The sequence below is a fragment of the Nocardia sp. FBN12 genome, assembly GCF_050320175.1.
Classification (GTDB): domain Bacteria; phylum Actinomycetota; class Actinomycetes; order Mycobacteriales; family Mycobacteriaceae; genus Nocardia.
Window position 1 is genome coordinate 96,197 of the sequence record NZ_CP190048.1, and the last position, 16,465, is coordinate 112,661.

Sequence of the window (16,465 nt, forward strand, 5' to 3'; positions counted from 1 at the left end):
GCCGGTCGACGCGCTGACAGAATCGATCCATGACCGATGTGCCCCAGGCGGAAACCTCACGGGCGGAAGCTACGCGTACCCGCCTGCTCGAGTCCGCCGTCGAGGCCTTCGCGGCGAAGGGCTACTACGGCACGACGACACGCGATATCGCCGCCGCGGCCGGGATGAGCCCGGCCGCGGTCTACATGCATCACAAGTCCAAAGAAGAACTGCTGTACCTGATTTCGCGCGGTGGCCACGAACGGATACTCGACCTGGTCACCGAGGCCGTCGCCGCAGCGGGAACGCCAACTCAGCGGCTGCACGCACTCGTCCACGCCTTCGTCGCCGAGCACGCCGGCCGCCGCACCGTCGCGCGCATCCTGAACTACGAACTGGCCGCGCTCAGTGCCGAGCACCTGGCCGAGATCCGGGGCATCCGGCGAGAAACCGAGCACGCGGTGCGCTCGCTCGTCGCCGACGGGGTCCGCTCCGGCGATTTCGACATCCCCGACCTCAAAATGGCTGTCGTAGCGGTGCTTTCGCTCGGAATCGACATCGCGCGGTGGTATCGCGAAAGCGGGGATTGGTCGGTGAACGAGGTGGCTGACCGGTACGCGGAGATGGCCCTGCGGATCGTCGGAGCGCGGCTGCCGTAGTCCGGCTCGTCTGGTCTGCTCGCCGACATCCCGGGCCGACCCCGGCCTTCGGGCCCGGTTCGCCGAGACCCTTCCTTGCCGTGGAACGCGAGGTCACCGCGAACCTGCCGCACCGACCTGTTCGGAGCGCCAAGCCGCTGAACCGAGCAGACGCAGGCCGTTCAGGCCGACGATGACGGTGGAACCCTCGTGTCCGGCCACGCCCAACGGGAGCGGGAGGTGTCCGATGAGGTCCCAGAGCGACAGGACGACGATGAAGGTGGCCGCGATCGCCAGGTTCGCGATCACGACGCGGCGCGCCCGGCGCGACAGTTCGATGACGGCGGGAATGGTGGTCAGGTCGTCGCCGACGATCACCGCATCGGCGGTCTGCAGGGTCAGGTCCGATCCCGCGCCGCCCATCGCGATCCCGGTGTGCGCGGCGGCCAGTGCGGGAGCGTCGTTGATGCCGTCGCCGATCATGGTCACCCGCCATCCCCGCGACTCCAGATCTCGGAGGGCGGCGACCTTCTCGTGCGGCAGCAATCCGGCGCGCACATCGGTGATGCCGACCTGTTTCGCGATCTGGGCGGCGGTGGCGTGGTTGTCGCCGGTGAGCAAAGTCGGTGCGGCGCCGGTCGATTCGGTGATCGCGGCGACAGCGGCCGCGGCCTCGGGACGCACCTGATCGGTGATGCCGAGGACGGCGATGGGCTCGTGGTCACACAGCACGACCACCGCGGTTCGCCCGTTGCGCTGGAGTTCGGTGACCACCACGCTCGCATGTCGGCCGGCTGTGCTGTCGTGGTGCAGAAGCGCGGCCGGGGATCCGGCCTGGATGAGGCGTTGCTCGACCAAGGCCGAGACGCCGCGGCCGGGCTCGGCGGTGAAGTCGTCGGCGATCGGGAGATCGAGGCTACGGCGGTGGGCGGCCCGCACGATCGCGGCGGCCAGCGGATGCTCGCTGGGATGCTCGGCGGCCGCGGCCAGCCGCAGGACCTGTTCTTCGCTGAGCGGGCCGCCGGGCAATACCCGGATATCAGCGAGTTCGGGGGTGCCCAGGGTCAGGGTGCCGGTTTTGTCGAGCGCGACCCGGGTGGTGGTGCCGAGTTGTTCCATCACGACGGCCGATTTCACCAGCACCCCGTGACGACCCGCGTTCGCGATCGCGGCCAGCAGCGGCGGCATCGTGGCCAGCACCACCGCGCAGGGCGAGGCGACGATCATGAACGTCATGGCGCGCAACAACGTCGGTTGCAACGCCGCGCCGAACAGCAGCGGCACGACGAACACCGCGAGCGTCACCGCGACCATGCCCACCGAATACCGCTGCTCGATCTTCTCGATGAACAACTGCGTCGTGGCCTTGGTCCGGCCTGCCTCCTCGACCAGCGTCGCGATGCGGGCCACGACCGAGTCCTCGGCACGGCGATCCACCCGCACCCGCAGCGAACCGGTGCCGTTGAGGGTGCCCGCGAACACCTCGTCGCCGACCGTTTTGTCCACCGGTATCGACTCGCCCGTGACGGTGGCCTGGTCGACCTCACCGGCCCCGCCGACTACCGACCCGTCGGCGGCGATCCGGTCACCCGGCCGCACCAAGATCACCGCGCCGATTTCCAGATCGGCTGCCCTGACAGTCTGTTCGTGGCCGTCGGAAAGCAGTGTCGCGGTCTCCGGGGCGAGGCCGAGCAGTCCGCGCACCGAGTCCTCGGTCCTGGCCGTGGCGAAGGCTTCGACCGCGCCCGACGTCGCGAAGATCACGATCAGCAGCGCGCCGTCGAGCACCTGTCCGATCGAGGCCGCCCCGATTGCCGCGACCACCATCAGCAGGTCGACATCGAGGGTTTTCTCGCGCAGCGCACGCATCCCGGCCAGCGCGGGCTCCCAGCCGCCGGTGGCGTAGCAGGCCAGATACAGCGCCCACCACAGCCACGACGGCCCACCCGAGAACTGGGTGACCAGGCCGAGCACAAATAGTACGGATGCTGTTGCTGCCCAACGTATTTCGCTCAGTTCGAGCAGTCGGGTGCGGCGCACGGGAACGGCCGCGCGCGGGGTGGCTCGGCGGGTGGGCGTGGCGGTGGGCGTAGCCACAGGTCACCTCCGGAAGTCGGGACAGAACCACCCGAGAATAGCAGTACATATGAAGAGGTTTTCATGAGTGCTGGTGAGCTAAACTTCACGCCATGGGACACGGTGTCGAAGGCCGCGACCGGCCGAGTTCCCGACTCGACGCCGCGTCCGCCGCTCATGTGGCAACCACCTTGCAGGCCCTGGCCACCCCGAGTCGCCTGCTCATCCTCACCGAACTACGCCAAGGCCCGCGCCCGGTCACCGAGCTCGCCGAGGCGGTCGGCATGGAGCAGTCCGCGGTCTCGCATCAACTGCGCTTGCTGCGCAATCTCGGCTTGGTCCACGGCACAAGGGCCGGACGCAGCATCGTGTACAGCCTCTACGACAATCACGTCGCTCAATTGCTGGATGAGGCCGTGTACCACAGCGAACACCTACGTCTTGGCCTCGCGGACCGCCCTGACACAGCAGGCTGAATTTCTACCCCCACACAGAACAGTCCCCGGTAGTCTTCATCGAATTCCTGAGCTCAGTCGTCGCTGACAACTCCGGTTATTCGATTGGCTTGCCGGGGGCTTAGCCAGATCCTGAAAACGAAGTCACCACGGTCGGCAAACGTCTCCGTCGGCAGTGTGGCTCATTTCCGGTGTTCCGGTATCCATCCAGTCTTCTCCTGATTTGCTCGATGTCAATACCTTCGGGCCACTGAATACGGCCGAAATAATCGGCGTCATGAAGGCCGCCCATCGCATTGTGTCGATGGTCGTCGCGGAGGACAGTGGATGTGTCGGTGGTGCCCACCGGGGCACCGCCCTTCCTGCAAGTAGGAGGTGGCCCGTGTACGCACGTTCCAGCACATTTACGGCCCAGCGGTCGTCGATCGACCGCGGTATCGCATACCTCAACAATGCGGTGATGCCGAATATGACCGAGCTCGACGGGTGGGTCGGCATGTCGCTGATGGTGGACAGGGCGACAGGCCGATGTATCGCCACAACCGCGTGGGAATCGGAAACCGCGATGCACGACAGCAGAATGCGCGTCCGATCATTGCGTGATGGTCTGGCCGAAGCGCTGAACGGCCAGGTCGACACAATCGAGGAATGGGAAGTCGCGGTCATGCACCGCGATCACCTGGCCGGCGCGAGTGCCTGCACTCGGTGCACCTGGGTCCAGGTCGACCCGGCCGGAGTCGATTCCGCGATCGAGACATTCAAGTCCGGTCTGCTGCCCCAGCTCGAAAAGATCGAGGGATTCCGCAGCGCCAGCCTGTTCGTCGACCGAGCGACCGGCCGAGGGGTGGGATCGACGGTCTGGGCAAGCAGAGAGGAACTGGACAACAGCCGCGCCCAGGTGGATCGAATCCGGGCCGCGGCGACCAGCACCATGGGCGCCGAAGTTCTCGAGGTCGCGGAGTTCAGGCTCGGCTTCGCCCACCTACGCGTGCCAGAGCTGGTGTAACCGCGAGTTGTCCGTCGAGCGGGGTCCGCTCATTCCTCGGTTTCCCTGTGCGATTCCAGCCGGGTGAGGATCTCCTCGATCCGGTCGCGCACCCAGGGGCCCAACCGGTCGCTGCTCATCGCGGTGGCGACCGGGGCTGGGTCGTCCAGCGGTATCACGTAGCGCCCGTCGTCGGGCAGGTCACGCCACAACAGCCCGGCTTCGATCCGGCCGCGGGGTCCGTATTTCGAGCGGCCCTGCAGCACTTTGATGATCCCGGTGCTGACGGCGGGGGTGGCGAAGAACGCGGCGCTGCGGAAGGGGTCGTAGTCGTCGTCGTTGTCGGCGACGCTGGATACCGCGCGATCGTGCTCGGCCTCCGGTGCGGTGTGGGGGAGCGACAGGCGGATGTTGTCGAGCTTCCCGGCGCCGCAGCGCGGGAGAAGTCCGAGAACGGTGTCGGCCAGAACATACGGATCGCATTCGACGGCATCGAAACCGCCGCTGTGCGCGAGGGTTTCGCCCGGGCGCTGGGTGATCACATAGCCGCGGGCCCGATGCCGGATGGCGTGCACCCGGATGCGCGCCTCGGGATTCTCGAAATCCTGGTCGTTCCACGCGTGCGCGACGACGAAGACGTCCGGTTTGGCGATCGCGCCTGCCAGGGCATCGAGATCGTTGTCGAGCCGGTGTCGTAACTGCTGGCGAACCTGCGCTTTCTCGCGCTCGTAGTCATCTTCGAGACGGGTACGGCTGGTGAAGATGAACGGTGCGGGCAGTTCGCCCCGCCGGACGTCCTCGCAGAGCAGATTGAACTCCAGGTCGGTGAATTCCCAGGTCTGGCTCATGAGTCGGCCACCGGACGCACTCGGTCGGGCGTCGGGCCGATGGCCTCGTCCAGGTGTGCTCTCGAACGGAGAAATCTGGCGGGCTGGTGCCCACCGTTGGCGTTCTGTCCCGCGCCACCGGCGGCGGCGGGCGGCATCATGGGCATACCGCCGGGCGTGGAGTCGGTGCGGGCAGCGGCCGCCACGGCGGGATAGACCGGCGATTCGGCACCGGGCAGTCCCGCACGTGGGTACAGGGCAGTGCTGGATTGCTGGGCAAGAGTTTCCGGTGAACCGATTCCGCCGCCTGCCCCCGCACCGCCTGCGCCCGCACCACCCGCGCCCGAACCGCCCGCGCCCGCGGTTTCGACGGGGGTGAGTCCCGCCGCGGCTGTCAACGCGTCCGGATCGAACTGCCGCAGCATGTCTTGTATCTCCTGTGTGCCAGGGAGCGCGCTCCCGAGCTGGGTGAGCGAATCCAGCCCCTGGGTCAGTGCCGTCCCCAGTTGCCCGAGGAAGTCGCTGCCCGCGGAAGCCAGTGAACTCTGCGAGCTCCCGGCACCCGAGGCCGCGTCCGGCGAAGCGATCCCGGCCCCGGCGGACGACAGGCCGTTCGTGCCGCCGGTCGCCGTCGCGAGCGCCTCCTCGTCCAACGCGGCGGGCAGGTTCTCCAGCACTGAGCGCACTCCGGCCGGATCAACACCGCTGAGCTCCGCGAGCGCGTTCTCGTCGACCACGTCCGGAATGTTGTCCAGAATCGACCGCACCTGTTCCGGTGGCAATCCGGTGAGGTCCGACAAGGTGTCCTCGTCGAGCAGGCCGGGCAGGTTGTCGAGCACCGACTTCACCTGCGCGGGGTCCGCGCCCACCGCCGCGCCGAGAGCGTCGCCCAGTGAGCCCGCGCCCGCACCGGAACCGGCGCCGCCCGAACTCGACGGCTTCGTGCTCGAAGCCCCACCCGCACCGGAGGACCCGCGCGGTAGCGGGACCGAACCGAGGGAGGAGACCTCCGGCATACCGCCACTGGTGACGGATTCCGGCTGTCCGGCGGCTGGCAAGCTGCTGCGGGGGAAGGCCGAACTACCCGATCCGCTGGTCGAACGCGTCGGCGTCGTGGCGCCCTGGGACGCCGCGGTCCCGCCGAGCACCCCCGCGGGAGCGCCGCCCCCACCCGCGCTGCCGCCCGGCGCGTCCGCGCCCGCGGCTTCGTAGCCCGACGGCAGAGCACCGATATCGGGTGCGGCGCCTGCGGTCGGGGTACCGGCTCCGGGCAGCCCTGCCCCCGACCCGGCGCCACTGCTGGATTCCAGCTCCGGCCGGTCGCTGCGATAGCCATCGCCGGGTGTCCGGTTGCCGTCGCCCTGATCGCCGTAGTTACCGTCCTGGCCGCCGTAACCATTGCCCTGGTTGCCGTAGCCGTTTCCCTGGTTGCCGTAACCGTTGCCCGAGGTACCCGAGCCGGAACCGCCCTGTTGTCCGCCACCGTTCTCGTTGCCGCCCGGCGTATTCGGCCCCGCACCCGCGGCGGGCTGAGGGGTGGCGATCGGCCCGTTGACTACCGGCATCATCGACACCGTGTTCTTCATGCCCTCGCCGTAGTGCTTCTGCCACTCCTCGCGATAGCGCCTGGTTACCTGGCCAGGACAGCAATCACCGGCATCGGAGGTCGCGGGCATGCTCAGTTTCGTGAGATGCAACCACTGCGCGGTGTAGTCGAGGTTCTGGCTCATCGCGAGCATCGAGTTGATCAGCGGTTGCACGCCGTCGGTGTAGTTCGTGACCGCGGCCGCCGCGGCAGCAGCGCCCTCGCCCTCCCAGCCGTCGGTTCCCGCCGAGATCACGGTGACGAAGTTGTTCATCCTGCTCAGCAGATCGGTGGACAACGAGTGCCAGGTGCCCGCGGCGGCGAGCACCGGTCGCGGTTCGAGATCGCGCCCGAGCTCGTGCATATCGGTGAAAGTGAGACTGTCCTTGTTCTCGACGCTGGCCGTGACGCTGGTGTCCTTCGCGCCCTGATAGTCCTTCAACGACGAAGGGAAACTCTCGGCGTCCGCATTCACCGTGTGCGTCTCGTTGCCGTTCTGCCAGGTGAAACCGCCGCTCGGCTTGTCGAAAGTGGCCGAGGGGGCACCAGGAGCAGGACTGCCCGGTGCGTACGGGGTCGCCGCGGTCGGCATTCTCAGTTCACCGAGCGCCTTGATGTTGTCCCCGGAATTGTGATCGGTGCCCGTATACATCTTGCCCGCGGCGATGTAGGTGTCGCCCATGTCGGTGACGATCTTCGCGTGGTCGTCGAGAATGGTGTGCAGGCGAGAACCCTTGTTGCTCAATGCCATCGACAGCTGGGTCCCGGAGGTCAGATTGCCGATCGGCGAGAAATTGTTCAGGCGCAGGTCGGTCACCGCGGCGCTCATCCCGAGTAGATCGTCGACCAGGTCGGCGCAGGCTTTCGCCGCGGCCAAAGCTTTCGCCGGGTCGAACGCGAGATATCCCGCTTTCGCCTGATTCGCCAAGCCGGACCACGTGTTCGGTTCGAGGGCCATCGTCGCCTTTCTTCGCCGGGAATCGGATCCCGCTTCGTCTGGTGTCCGCGTGCGGGTGGGTCAGTCGTCGTTGTCAGCGACCGCGGACCGCGGACCACGGGTGCCGGAACCGTCGGTCGGCCACCATGCCGGTTCGGGTGGGACCGTCGGTGGGGCAGGCGCGGTGGGTAACATCGCGCCCAGATCGGGTGCGCCCTCGATGATCTCGGAGAGTTTCGGCAGCGCGTCGCGTCGCTCGAGCAGCGGTGTCATCAGGTCCTTGCCGCGAGCGGCCACGTCGGCGGCCGCGGACTGGACGGCCGCCGTCAGATTCGTGGCGATCTCCTCGAGGCTCAGCTCGAGAACGTCGTCAGCGAATTTCGTGGCGATCAGCAGGCCGTCGGCGTTCACCGTCACCTCGATGCGCTTGTCGCACGCGGTCGCGGTGGCGGTGAGGAGCGCGCGCTCCTTCTGGAGTTCGGCGATGCCGCGGAACTGCTCGCCGAGGCCGTCGAGCATCGTCGCCATGTCCGCGCGTAGTCGGTCGTTCAGCACGGTGCGCTCACACCGTCCCCGCGCCGAAATGCGAGGACTGGTCGGTGCCGGTGAGCATGTCCGCCGCCTCGCGCTGGCCCGTCGACATATCGAGCAGGGTCTTCGCGGCCCCGTCGGCCCCGGCGAGCAAGTTGTCGCGGGCGGCCTGGTACCCCTTGTCGCCGTCGGCGAACTTCTTGCCCCGCTTGTCGTCTCCCCACGGGGCGGTGGTGGCGTCGGATTCCGTTCCGGCGAGGGTATTGCGGAGTTTGTCGGCGGCAGCCGTGACTTTCGTCGACAACTCCGCGGTCAATTCCGCTGCCTTGCGCAGTTTCTGGGGGTCGACCTCGACATTTTCGGCCATCGCGCACTCCCTTCGATATCGGCGGTCTAGAGGGTGAAAGGAACATCGACGTCTGTGGTGCCCGCGGCAGGGTCCGTGCTCACCCAGTCACTCGGCCGCGAGGCGCCGTCGGGTGGCGGTGTGTAGGGCCCTGGCAGTGGCTCCACCGACGGCACCTGTTTCGGGCGGGGCTTGCCGCGGACATCTTTGCCCTCGCCGAGGAACGGTTGGTCGGTCCCGGCCTGGCGCGCACCCGCACCGTCCGGGCCAGGCGGTTCGCCGCCGGTCGGCGGGGGCAGTGCCCCACCTCCGACAAGTCCGTTGTTGCCGGGCGGCGGCTGTCCGCTCGGTCCCCAGCCGTCCACCGACGACTCGAACGAGGTGGGCGGCCTGCCGGTGAAGGTGCCCGACCCGCCGCCGTCGGAAGCCGTCACAAAGCTGGGGGTCGATCCGGACGACGACGATCCCGAAATTGTGCCGACCGCATCGTGATACACCGACTGGCCGCTTTCCGGTGTGCCGGGGCGATAGACATCGTGATACACCGACTGGCCGCTTTCGGGACTGCCGGGGCGATAGACGTCGTGGTACACGGACTGCCCGGAATGGGTTGAGCTACCGGAGGACGAACCACCGTCGCCGCGGCCGGAGTTCGTTCCCGCTACGGTGCCGCCGCTGAACTCTGAGTCGGTACGTGACCCGGCGATCCCGGCGCGGGACGACGAGCCGGCGGACGAGCCGGCCGACGAGCCGGCCGACGAGCCGGCCGACGAGCCGGCCGACGAGCCGGCCGACGAGCCGGAGGACGAGCCATCGGTAACCGGCGGACTGCCGGTAGCGGGTTTCGGCATCCACACGTAGGACCGAATGTCCCCGCGCCCCAGGGGAATCGGCGTTCCCAGGGCGAATCCGCCCCGCGCCCCGCCGACGATGCCGCCGCGCGCGGCACCGCCGACCCAGCCCGCGCCGGAGGAGAACGACGACCAGTCGCCGGTTGCCGCGCCCACCGCCAGGTTCCCGACAGCGGTGCCGACGACACCGGACGTAGCGCCGATCACGGCGCCTCGCCCCACTCGCCCGGCCGCACTGCCGAGGTTCTTGCCTGCGACACTGTCGATGCCTTTTCCGAGATACCGGCCGACCTCGCGGCCCGGGATCACCCCGGCGACACCGGCGAGGACCGACAGCCCGAATTCGCGGCCGTTGAAATGCCGACGCTTACCGGCCGCGAGCTGGCCGACCTGCACTGATCCGTTGATCGTCCCCGTGATGACCGCCGCCTCGATCGCCCGCACACCGTAAACGCCATACCCCTTGGCGGTGGGCATCACCGGCCGCAGCCGCGCCGCCTGGGACCAGAAGTGCCGCTTGACCGTCGGGGCGCCGAGCCTGGCGGCGATCGAGGTGATGATCTTCTGGACGAAATCCTCGAACACCTTGAGAAACGACCGGGTCGTGGTGATCGCGGCCGCCTCCACCGCGGGCGCGGTCGGCGGGAACACCCAAGCCCACAGGATTTCCAGCGCGAGCCAGACCAGGGTCACGATGACGGTGATCTTGGACGCCTGGATCTCGGTACCCATGTCGAACGCGCTGTCGGCGACCGTGTGCATCAGCTGAGCCAGCGCCTCCACTGATTGATCCCCCGCGCGCAGCACGTCGTAGCGGCTGCCCATCGCGGCGCCGCCTTCGCCCTGCGGATAGGCCGCCACGGTGGTCGCCTTGGCCTCGTCGATGCCGGCGAGTAGTGCCTCGATCTCCGCGCTCGCTGTTTTCCATGCCTCCGAGACAGCCCAGCACGCGTCCTCGTCGCCCGCGGGCCAGGTCGTGCCCGCGATCCACGCCAGCCAGTGCAAACCCTCGGGCAGCTGGAGGGTCATGACTGCTCCGCGGTGCTCCGGAGCACTCCTGGTTCGCGCGGCACGGCTGTCTCCTCAGCGGTCGATGTCGTCGGAGTACATCGCAGGAAGTTGAACCCGTAGCGACTGGAAGACGAATTCTGTTCTCGTACAGCATGTATCGGTCTATGGATAACGAAATCTCGCTTCCGGCAACACCGTTCGTTTGCCGATGGGTGGTAGCCTGCGCCCCGACCGAGGAGGTGCCCTATCGTGACCAGAACCGAGGACCCGACCGAGGCCGGATCGACACCGCCGGATGCGGCGAGCCGTCGCATCGCCGCACTGCTGACCGAACTCGGGCCGCAAGCCCGGGAGATCCGCGCGATATTCGTGCTGACGGCCACCGCTGAACTGGCCTCGGTCGTCGCCACCGACGAGCAGGGCCAGCCGGTCCAGATCGTGCCGCCCGCGGAGATCATGGGCCTGGTCCGTGTGCACCGGGAGGCCTCGGCCGTCCGGCCCGACGGCCCCTGGTGGCGCTACCTGCTGGTGGTGTCGGAATCGGGAGACGTGCGCACGGACTACGACTTCGGCGAACAACCATTTCCCGACGAACACCTTTTCCCCGCCGAGGTCTATCGAGCTGATCTCGAGGCCTTCCCGCGACCCCGGTTGCCGGTGTGGCTCGCCGCCCACATCGGGCACGCCGACAGGCAGTCACGACCCGCCGAGGTGGCGGCGCGGGCCGCGCCCGGTGCGGCGGTCGTCGCGGACGAGCTGCCCGCGTTGCCGTCGCTGCTGGCACGGTGGGCAGTGCTGTCGGCGGCCTTCGTTGCGGTCGGATCACCCTGGGGCCCAAGGGTACTGCCCGCGCTCGGCCTGTTCGAGGGCGCCGAGCGCAGTGGCTCTTCGCTCTGGATCCTGCCCGGCGACCGTGCCGTTCTGTCCGGCGGTGTGTGGAACGACCCCGTTCTCGACGCCGTCTACAACAGCGCGGCGCCGATGCCGGACCTCTACGCCGGCGCACCCGCATGGGTGGCGAACGCGACGCTGAACCCGCGCGCGGGCGTGGGCCTGCTGTCCTTCTGCTATTGGTGGGATGGTGGCCGGTGGTATCGCGCCGCCACCCCGTCCACGAGCGACATCTCCGCGGCTGTCCCCGGGGTGTGGAGCAGGGAGAGTGCCGCCGCCATCGTGGCAGCGCTGGTGGCTGACGAACCGAATGCCCAGACCCGCGAGTCAGCGCTCGGCTTGGTCGGCGCCGCCGATCGCCGGGAACTCGGGCGCAACGTCCTCGCGGAGTTCTTCGGCGAGGGCGACATCGACGACGCGTATCTCCAGTTGACCATGGCAGGCATCGCAACCGGCCGATGACCTAACTGTTGCGGGGCGCGGAGGTCTCACATCCCAGCGCAACCGTCACACCCCGACAACCAGCACGATCGCAACCAGGACATCGACGACGGCGCACCATTCGGCGAACGAACGCGCCACGGTCCGGTTGAGCCGAAGATGCACGAAGTCCCACACGCCATGCAGCAGCCAGCAGGCAGCCAGCACGTAGCGCCCGATCTCCGGACTGGCAGCGATCGCGACCACTGCCAGAGCGCCGAAACCGACCATGCCCAGCGCCTGAACGGTGAAATCCTCGCGGCGGCCCAGTTGGCCGTCGATGGCGGCCCAAACCAGCAGTATCAGCGCAATCGCCGCGAACACATACCCGGTCCGGACGATGTCGAATGTGCTCACCACGGTCGACAGGACAAGCAGGCTGATGACGACCGGCCAGGTCAGGGCGGGTCGGCGCCACTTCGCCACGATCAGGTAGATCAGCGGCAGGAGGATCAGAATGTCGCCGAGCTCATCGTCGGCATCCCCGGCCATTCCCGCACCCAGTGCCGCGACCGTCGCCACGCCAAGTACCGTCGGCCAGCGTTCGGTCAGCTTCCCCAGCCAGTGCCTGCGTTCCGGAGTCTCTGTGGTCATCTGAATTCCTCTAGCTCGGGTCCCGGTTCGCGATGAGAAGGGGGAGCACAGTGGCGGTGACGAGACCAGGAGCGTCCGTGGCGTGCACCCGGCCCGCGCTGACTTCCTCGGCGGCACCCTTCAAGACGTAATGGATGACGTTGCGCAGCCAGGGGACAGGTAGATCGGTGCGGAACTCGCCCTGTTCCCGGCCACGGTGAAGCAGTTTGTCCATGCGCTCGGCGTGGCTGTCGTGTAGCTGTTGGATGCGCCCCGCGGGCAAGGTCTCGATCGCGGCGGTCAGCAACGCGGCGGATTCGGCGATCAAATCCCAACTGGCGCCGAGTAAGTGGGTCATGGCGCGTTCGGCGTTCCCGCTGAGATCGACCGACGACAATGTCTCGTCGCCCGCTGCCAGCGCGGCGGTGAGGGCTGCTTCGACCAGCGCGGCGCGGTTGGGGAAATGCCCGTACAGCGTCATCCGCCCCACCCCCGCGTGCTCGGCGATGTCGTCGATGCTCGCCTGTGGATCTTTGCTCAGCTCAGCGCGGGCCGCGGCGACGATGCGGTCGATGCTGCGGCGGGCATCTGCGCGTTTGCGATGAGGCGTGGCAGGGCTCACATCAACAGCATAACTCGTACTGCACCGTACGGGTTAGCGCGAAGCGGATCCGCGGGCATTCATTGCCCGTTGACGCAGCACCCCGAAAAGCGACCGCTCGGTTGTAAATCGGTGGGGTGGAAGAGGATTCGGATCGCAATCCATCCGCGTGGCCACCGCGAATACCCTGCGACAGCGTCAACCCCGCCAGGAACGGAGTCGCGAATGCTGGGAATTCTGTTGCAGCTGGCGGTATTGGCTCTTTTCGCGGGCGTCGCGGTGGGGATCTTCGTGCTGGGGGATCGGGTGCGGCCCGAATCATGGCGGCACGACGACGATTCCGGCGCTGGTTCGATGATGCTGGACATGGTCAACATGTTCTTCGCCGCCATCGTGGCGTTCGTGGTGGTGATCCTCTGGCAGCAGTACGACACCTCGCACGCGCACACCGTGTCGGAGGGCAAGGCCCTGGTGAGCGTGTACGAGTCCGCGAACAGCATGCCCGAGCCGGATCGTGCGAAGATCCGCACCCTGGCGACCGCCTACACCCGGCAGGTGATCGGCGAGGAGTGGCAGGTCATGGACAAACAGCGCCGGCTGAGCCCGTCCACGCAGGCGACGCTCGATGACCTGCGGGAGGCGGTGGATTCCGTGCCTGCCGCCACCGCGGACGCGAAGGCGGACCAGGACGAGGCCGCCACTGCCGTCGCGGCGATCACCGAGGCCCGCTTCGACCGTGGCCTCGACGCCGGTTATCGGTTGCCCGGTTTTCTCTATATCGCCTTGTGGTTCGCCACTGCCATGCTGTTGTTCGGCACCGTCTTCTCCGGTGTCGTGGTCACCAATCGCAGCGTCCTCATGACCGGGTTGTTCGGCCTGGTGATCGGTGCGGTCATTCTGGCTGTCTATCAACTGGATCAGCCGTTCGCGGGCGGTAACCACGTCGCCAAGGACGCCTACGAACTCGCGCTCGAGCGCTTCCATCATCTCGCCGCGGAGACGTCGTCCAGCGGCGACATTCCTCGTTGACCGGGTCGAACAGCGATCAGCACTTGGCTTTCGGAGGCATCGTGGGCGGAAAACGAAGAGTGGTAAGAAGATTCACGACGGTTTCGGCGACCGCGGCGGTGCTCGCTGTCCACTCACCGTACGTCGCGGCTGACGCCGGAATGCCGACGATCGACCAGATCTTCAGCGGCAGTGCGGCTCCGGGCACCGTGGCCCCGAGCGACGCGCAATCCGGTGGGCAGGAGCTGGGGCTCGGCAGCGGCCTCGCGAGCGGACCGGGCCGGTCAGCGGCGCCGACCGGCAGCTCGGCCGGGGTGGTCCCGAATCCGGCAGGCGGGCAAGCTCTCGGCCTCGGCCCGAGTACTCCCAGCGGCATCGATACCGCGCGTGTGGATCCCGCGCCTGGAACGGCACCGGCGACCGAGATCGCCGCCCCGGACACGCTGGGTGGCCTGCTGCTTCCCGACCCCGACGCTGTGCTCCCCGCCTGTGTCGGCAGCGCGGCAGTCGGCAGCGCCGCGCTTGGGTCGGGCATTCTCAGCGGTAGCGGCCTTGGCTCGAGCCTGGTCGGCCTCGGTTCCAGCGCAAGCGTCGGCTCGGGCTCGGCCGGTGCGGGCAGTGTGGCGGTAGGCAGCGCCGCCACCGGCAGCGCCCTGCTGACCTGCATGCTGTTGCTACCGGTCTCAGATCCACCGGAGCCCGGTAGTCCCCTGATCATTCCATTGCCGGCGCCGGAACCGGCCGTCGCGCCTATCCCGGTGCGACTCCCCGAGGTGATCCCACCGACCCTCGCGGCGGTCCCACCGCCGCCGACCCAGCCGCCCCCGGTCGAGTACGCCGCACCTGTTCAGTCACCACCTGCACCTGCACTCACCGCGCTGCAGGTCATGACGGTCATGATCATCACGATCATCGCAGGCGCGCGTGCTCGCCTGCGTGGGCCGAAGTAGGATTCGCGCAGCTCGGCCGCAGCGGTATCCGGCAAGAGCAATGGAATGCCGGCTGAACTACGCCTCCTCGAACTGCGCCTCCTGCCAGATTGAATAACCTGTTGCCGCCAACCTGTCCCGGTCGCTCCGGTCTATCGGCAAGAGTCCTTCGGCGAAAGTGCTGTGGGCGTGACATTTCGAATGTCGGTCGCCCGGTCGAGCGGATATCACCCATAACGTGTGACGCGCGGTACTGATGCCCGACCTAGCGTGAGCCGTATGGGCTAGGTCCTCAGTGATCTGCCTCCGCTGGCGGTGGGTTCCAGAGATTGCGAACACCTGATATTCCGTGACAACAGGAGGCGAGCATGGCGCATTCTTCGCTGCAGGGTCGCTTGGCACGGGTAGGTATGGACGGTGAACTACCGCGACGTGCCGATCTTCCGCTGATCTTCGATGAACTGGACTATCAACTGGCCTGCCAGGTCTACCTGTGGGCCTTGCCGTTGGTGTCTTATGCGCAGTGGCAGACACAGCATCGAGATGTGTTCGGCGCCGGGGACTTCGACCTGGTGCATTACGTGTCCTATCGCGACCGCCTCGGGTTGATCACCGCGAACGGAACCACCCCGTACATCCTGAATTTCATCGATCTCGGAACCACCGGTCCGTTGGTGATCGACGTGCCGCCGGGTCATACCGCCGGAGGATTCTCGGACTTCTGGCAGCGTGAGTTCGGCATTCTCGGTGAGATGGGGCCCGATCAAGGCCGTGGCGGCAAACATTTGATTCTTCCTCCCGGTCACGAAGATCCCGACCTCGACGGCGACTACTTCGTTCATCACGCGACAGGGCTGAACATCATGTTCGGCTTCCGGACCTTGGATCCGGACCCGGACAAGGCGCGCGGTTTGGTCGAGCAAGTGCGTATCCAACCGCTCCATGGCGCCGCCACGCAGACCCGACTGATCTCGCCGCAGGGGCAACCGTGGACCGGGGACCAGCCGCGTGGCCTCGACTATTGGGTTCGCCTGCACGACATCTATCAACGCGAGATCGTCGACGAACGCGACCGCTTCTACCTGGCCATGCTGAAGCAATTGGGGATCGAGAAGGACAAGCCGTTCGAACCCGATGAGCGGATGGCCGCGATTCTGGCCGACGCCACCGCTGCCGGAGAGCTGATGGCGCAGGCGAATACGTTCGCCAAGCGTTTCCCCGGCGCGAAGTACTGGCCCGACCGGCAGTGGGATCTGGTTGTGCAGCTCGATCATTCCGACCAGCGTGGGCCGTACTACGACCAGTTGCTCGAACGCGCCGCGTGGTTCTACGAGGCGGTCAGTTTCTCCGAAGCGATGAAGAGCCAGACACCGGGGGTAGGTCAGGCCTATCTCGGCGCGTACACCGATGCCGAGGGGGACTGGCTCGATGGCGCCAAGTCCTACACGCTGCACATTCCCGCGGACCCGCCGGCGAAACTGTTCTGGTCGGTCACCGTGTACGACACCTGGACTCGCTGCCTCATCGACAACGAGCAGCAGCGCGGAGATCGAGGCTCGCGCGACCCCGACCTCGTGGTGAACGACGACGGATCCGTCGATGTGTTCTTCGGCCCGACACCGCCGACGAGCGGAACGACCAACTGGATCCAAACGATCCCCGGCAAGCACTGGTTCTCCTACTTCCGGTTCTACGGGCCGTTGGAGCCGTACTTCGATCGCAGCTGGAAACTCGGCGATATCGCGCGGTGACGACCTGACCT

At 67.3% G+C, this 16,465-nt stretch carries 15 protein-coding genes; 7 read left to right on the top strand and 8 right to left on the bottom strand.

Going from position 1 to position 16,465, the window contains the following annotated elements; all coding sequences use genetic code 11:
* Positions 1-29 precede the first annotated feature (29 nt).
* Complete coding sequence (locus tag ACQHI0_RS00505) at positions 30-638, top strand: TetR family transcriptional regulator (RefSeq protein WP_427905959.1); 609 nt, start codon at positions 30-32, stop codon at positions 636-638.
* Between the two features lie 93 nt (positions 639-731).
* On the opposite strand, the gene ACQHI0_RS00510 is transcribed toward ACQHI0_RS00505, so the two are convergent.
* The gene (locus ACQHI0_RS00510) at positions 732-2,714 is read right to left on the bottom strand and encodes a heavy metal translocating P-type ATPase (RefSeq protein WP_427905960.1); all 1,983 of its coding nucleotides are present in this window, start codon (positions 2,712-2,714) and stop codon (positions 732-734) included.
* Between the two features lie 92 nt (positions 2,715-2,806).
* Here ACQHI0_RS00510 and ACQHI0_RS00515 point away from each other — a divergent pair, with 92 nt between their 5' ends.
* Both ACQHI0_RS00515 and ACQHI0_RS00520 read left to right on the top strand, forming a co-directional pair.
* Positions 2,807-3,169, top strand: a complete 363-nt coding sequence (locus ACQHI0_RS00515; RefSeq protein WP_427905961.1) for an ArsR/SmtB family transcription factor — start codon at positions 2,807-2,809, stop codon at positions 3,167-3,169.
* Between the two features lie 361 nt (positions 3,170-3,530).
* Entirely contained in the window at positions 3,531-4,154 is a 624-nt protein-coding gene (locus tag ACQHI0_RS00520; protein ID WP_427905962.1) for a hypothetical protein, read from the top strand.
* A gap of 29 nt (positions 4,155-4,183) precedes the next feature.
* Here ACQHI0_RS00520 and ACQHI0_RS00525 read toward each other — a convergent pair whose 3' ends face one another.
* Genes ACQHI0_RS00525 through ACQHI0_RS00545 form a run of 5 tightly spaced genes read right to left on the bottom strand, consistent with a single transcriptional unit; the run spans position 4,184 to position 10,239 of the window.
* Positions 4,184-4,981: an ESX secretion-associated protein EspG gene (locus ACQHI0_RS00525; protein WP_427905963.1), complete on the bottom strand. Its 798-nt coding sequence runs from the start codon at positions 4,979-4,981 to the stop codon at positions 4,184-4,186.
* On the bottom strand, positions 4,978-7,503 hold the full coding sequence (locus ACQHI0_RS00530; RefSeq protein WP_427905964.1) for a PPE domain-containing protein: 2,526 nt from the start codon (positions 7,501-7,503) through the stop codon (positions 4,978-4,980). The genes ACQHI0_RS00525 and ACQHI0_RS00530 overlap by 4 nt, the downstream gene beginning before the upstream one ends.
* Before the next feature lie 60 nt (positions 7,504-7,563).
* Positions 7,564-8,037 carry a YbaB/EbfC family nucleoid-associated protein gene (locus ACQHI0_RS00535; protein WP_427905965.1) on the bottom strand — a complete coding sequence of 158 codons (474 nt, stop codon included), beginning with the start codon at positions 8,035-8,037 and terminating at the stop codon, positions 7,564-7,566.
* Between the two features lie 7 nt (positions 8,038-8,044).
* The gene (locus tag ACQHI0_RS00540) at positions 8,045-8,380 is read right to left on the bottom strand and encodes a hypothetical protein (protein WP_427905966.1); all 336 of its coding nucleotides are present in this window, start codon (positions 8,378-8,380) and stop codon (positions 8,045-8,047) included.
* A 26-nt stretch (positions 8,381-8,406) separates the two neighbouring features.
* Positions 8,407-10,239 carry a hypothetical protein gene (locus ACQHI0_RS00545; protein WP_427905967.1) on the bottom strand — a complete coding sequence of 611 codons (1,833 nt, stop codon included), beginning with the start codon at positions 10,237-10,239 and terminating at the stop codon, positions 8,407-8,409.
* A gap of 231 nt (positions 10,240-10,470) precedes the next feature.
* Here ACQHI0_RS00545 and ACQHI0_RS00550 point away from each other — a divergent pair, with 231 nt between their 5' ends.
* Positions 10,471-11,574 (top strand): hypothetical protein, encoded by a 1,104-nt coding sequence (locus tag ACQHI0_RS00550; RefSeq protein WP_427905968.1) that lies wholly within the window; start codon positions 10,471-10,473, stop codon positions 11,572-11,574.
* A 45-nt stretch (positions 11,575-11,619) separates the two neighbouring features.
* Here ACQHI0_RS00550 and ACQHI0_RS00555 read toward each other — a convergent pair whose 3' ends face one another.
* A complete protein-coding gene (locus ACQHI0_RS00555; RefSeq protein ID WP_427905969.1) occupies positions 11,620-12,114 on the bottom strand; it encodes a hypothetical protein in 495 nt (164 codons plus the stop codon).
* Positions 12,115-12,196: 82 nt separating this feature from the next.
* The gene (locus tag ACQHI0_RS00560; RefSeq protein ID WP_427905970.1) at positions 12,197-12,787 is read right to left on the bottom strand and encodes a TetR/AcrR family transcriptional regulator; all 591 of its coding nucleotides are present in this window, start codon (positions 12,785-12,787) and stop codon (positions 12,197-12,199) included.
* A gap of 204 nt (positions 12,788-12,991) precedes the next feature.
* Between ACQHI0_RS00560 and ACQHI0_RS00565 the strand changes: the two genes are divergently transcribed.
* From ACQHI0_RS00565 to ACQHI0_RS00575, 3 genes are all read left to right on the top strand, one after another.
* Complete coding sequence (locus ACQHI0_RS00565) at positions 12,992-13,795, top strand: DUF4239 domain-containing protein (protein WP_427905971.1); 804 nt, start codon at positions 12,992-12,994, stop codon at positions 13,793-13,795.
* A 59-nt stretch (positions 13,796-13,854) separates the two neighbouring features.
* A complete protein-coding gene (locus ACQHI0_RS00570) occupies positions 13,855-14,724 on the top strand; it encodes a hypothetical protein (protein WP_427905972.1) in 870 nt (289 codons plus the stop codon).
* Positions 14,725-15,071: 347 nt separating this feature from the next.
* Positions 15,072-16,454 carry a DUF1254 domain-containing protein gene (locus ACQHI0_RS00575; RefSeq protein WP_427905973.1) on the top strand — a complete coding sequence of 461 codons (1,383 nt, stop codon included), beginning with the start codon at positions 15,072-15,074 and terminating at the stop codon, positions 16,452-16,454.
* Positions 16,455-16,465 lie beyond the last annotated feature (11 nt).

Coding starts and splice junctions, on each gene's coding strand:
- ACQHI0_RS00505 (WP_427905959.1), top strand. CDS start 30: ATGACCGATGTGCCCCAGGCGGAAACCTCACGGGCGGAAGCTACGCGT.
- ACQHI0_RS00515 (WP_427905961.1), top strand. CDS start 2,807: ATGGGACACGGTGTCGAAGGCCGCGACCGGCCGAGTTCCCGACTCGAC.
- ACQHI0_RS00525 (WP_427905963.1), bottom strand. CDS start 4,981: ATGAGCCAGACCTGGGAATTCACCGACCTGGAGTTCAATCTGCTCTGC.
- ACQHI0_RS00530 (WP_427905964.1), bottom strand. CDS start 7,503: ATGGCCCTCGAACCGAACACGTGGTCCGGCTTGGCGAATCAGGCGAAA.
- ACQHI0_RS00540 (WP_427905966.1), bottom strand. CDS start 8,380: ATGGCCGAAAATGTCGAGGTCGACCCCCAGAAACTGCGCAAGGCAGCG.
- ACQHI0_RS00545 (WP_427905967.1), bottom strand. CDS start 10,239: ATGACCCTCCAGCTGCCCGAGGGTTTGCACTGGCTGGCGTGGATCGCG.
- ACQHI0_RS00565 (WP_427905971.1), top strand. CDS start 12,992: ATGCTGGGAATTCTGTTGCAGCTGGCGGTATTGGCTCTTTTCGCGGGC.
- ACQHI0_RS00575 (WP_427905973.1), top strand. CDS start 15,072: ATGGCGCATTCTTCGCTGCAGGGTCGCTTGGCACGGGTAGGTATGGAC.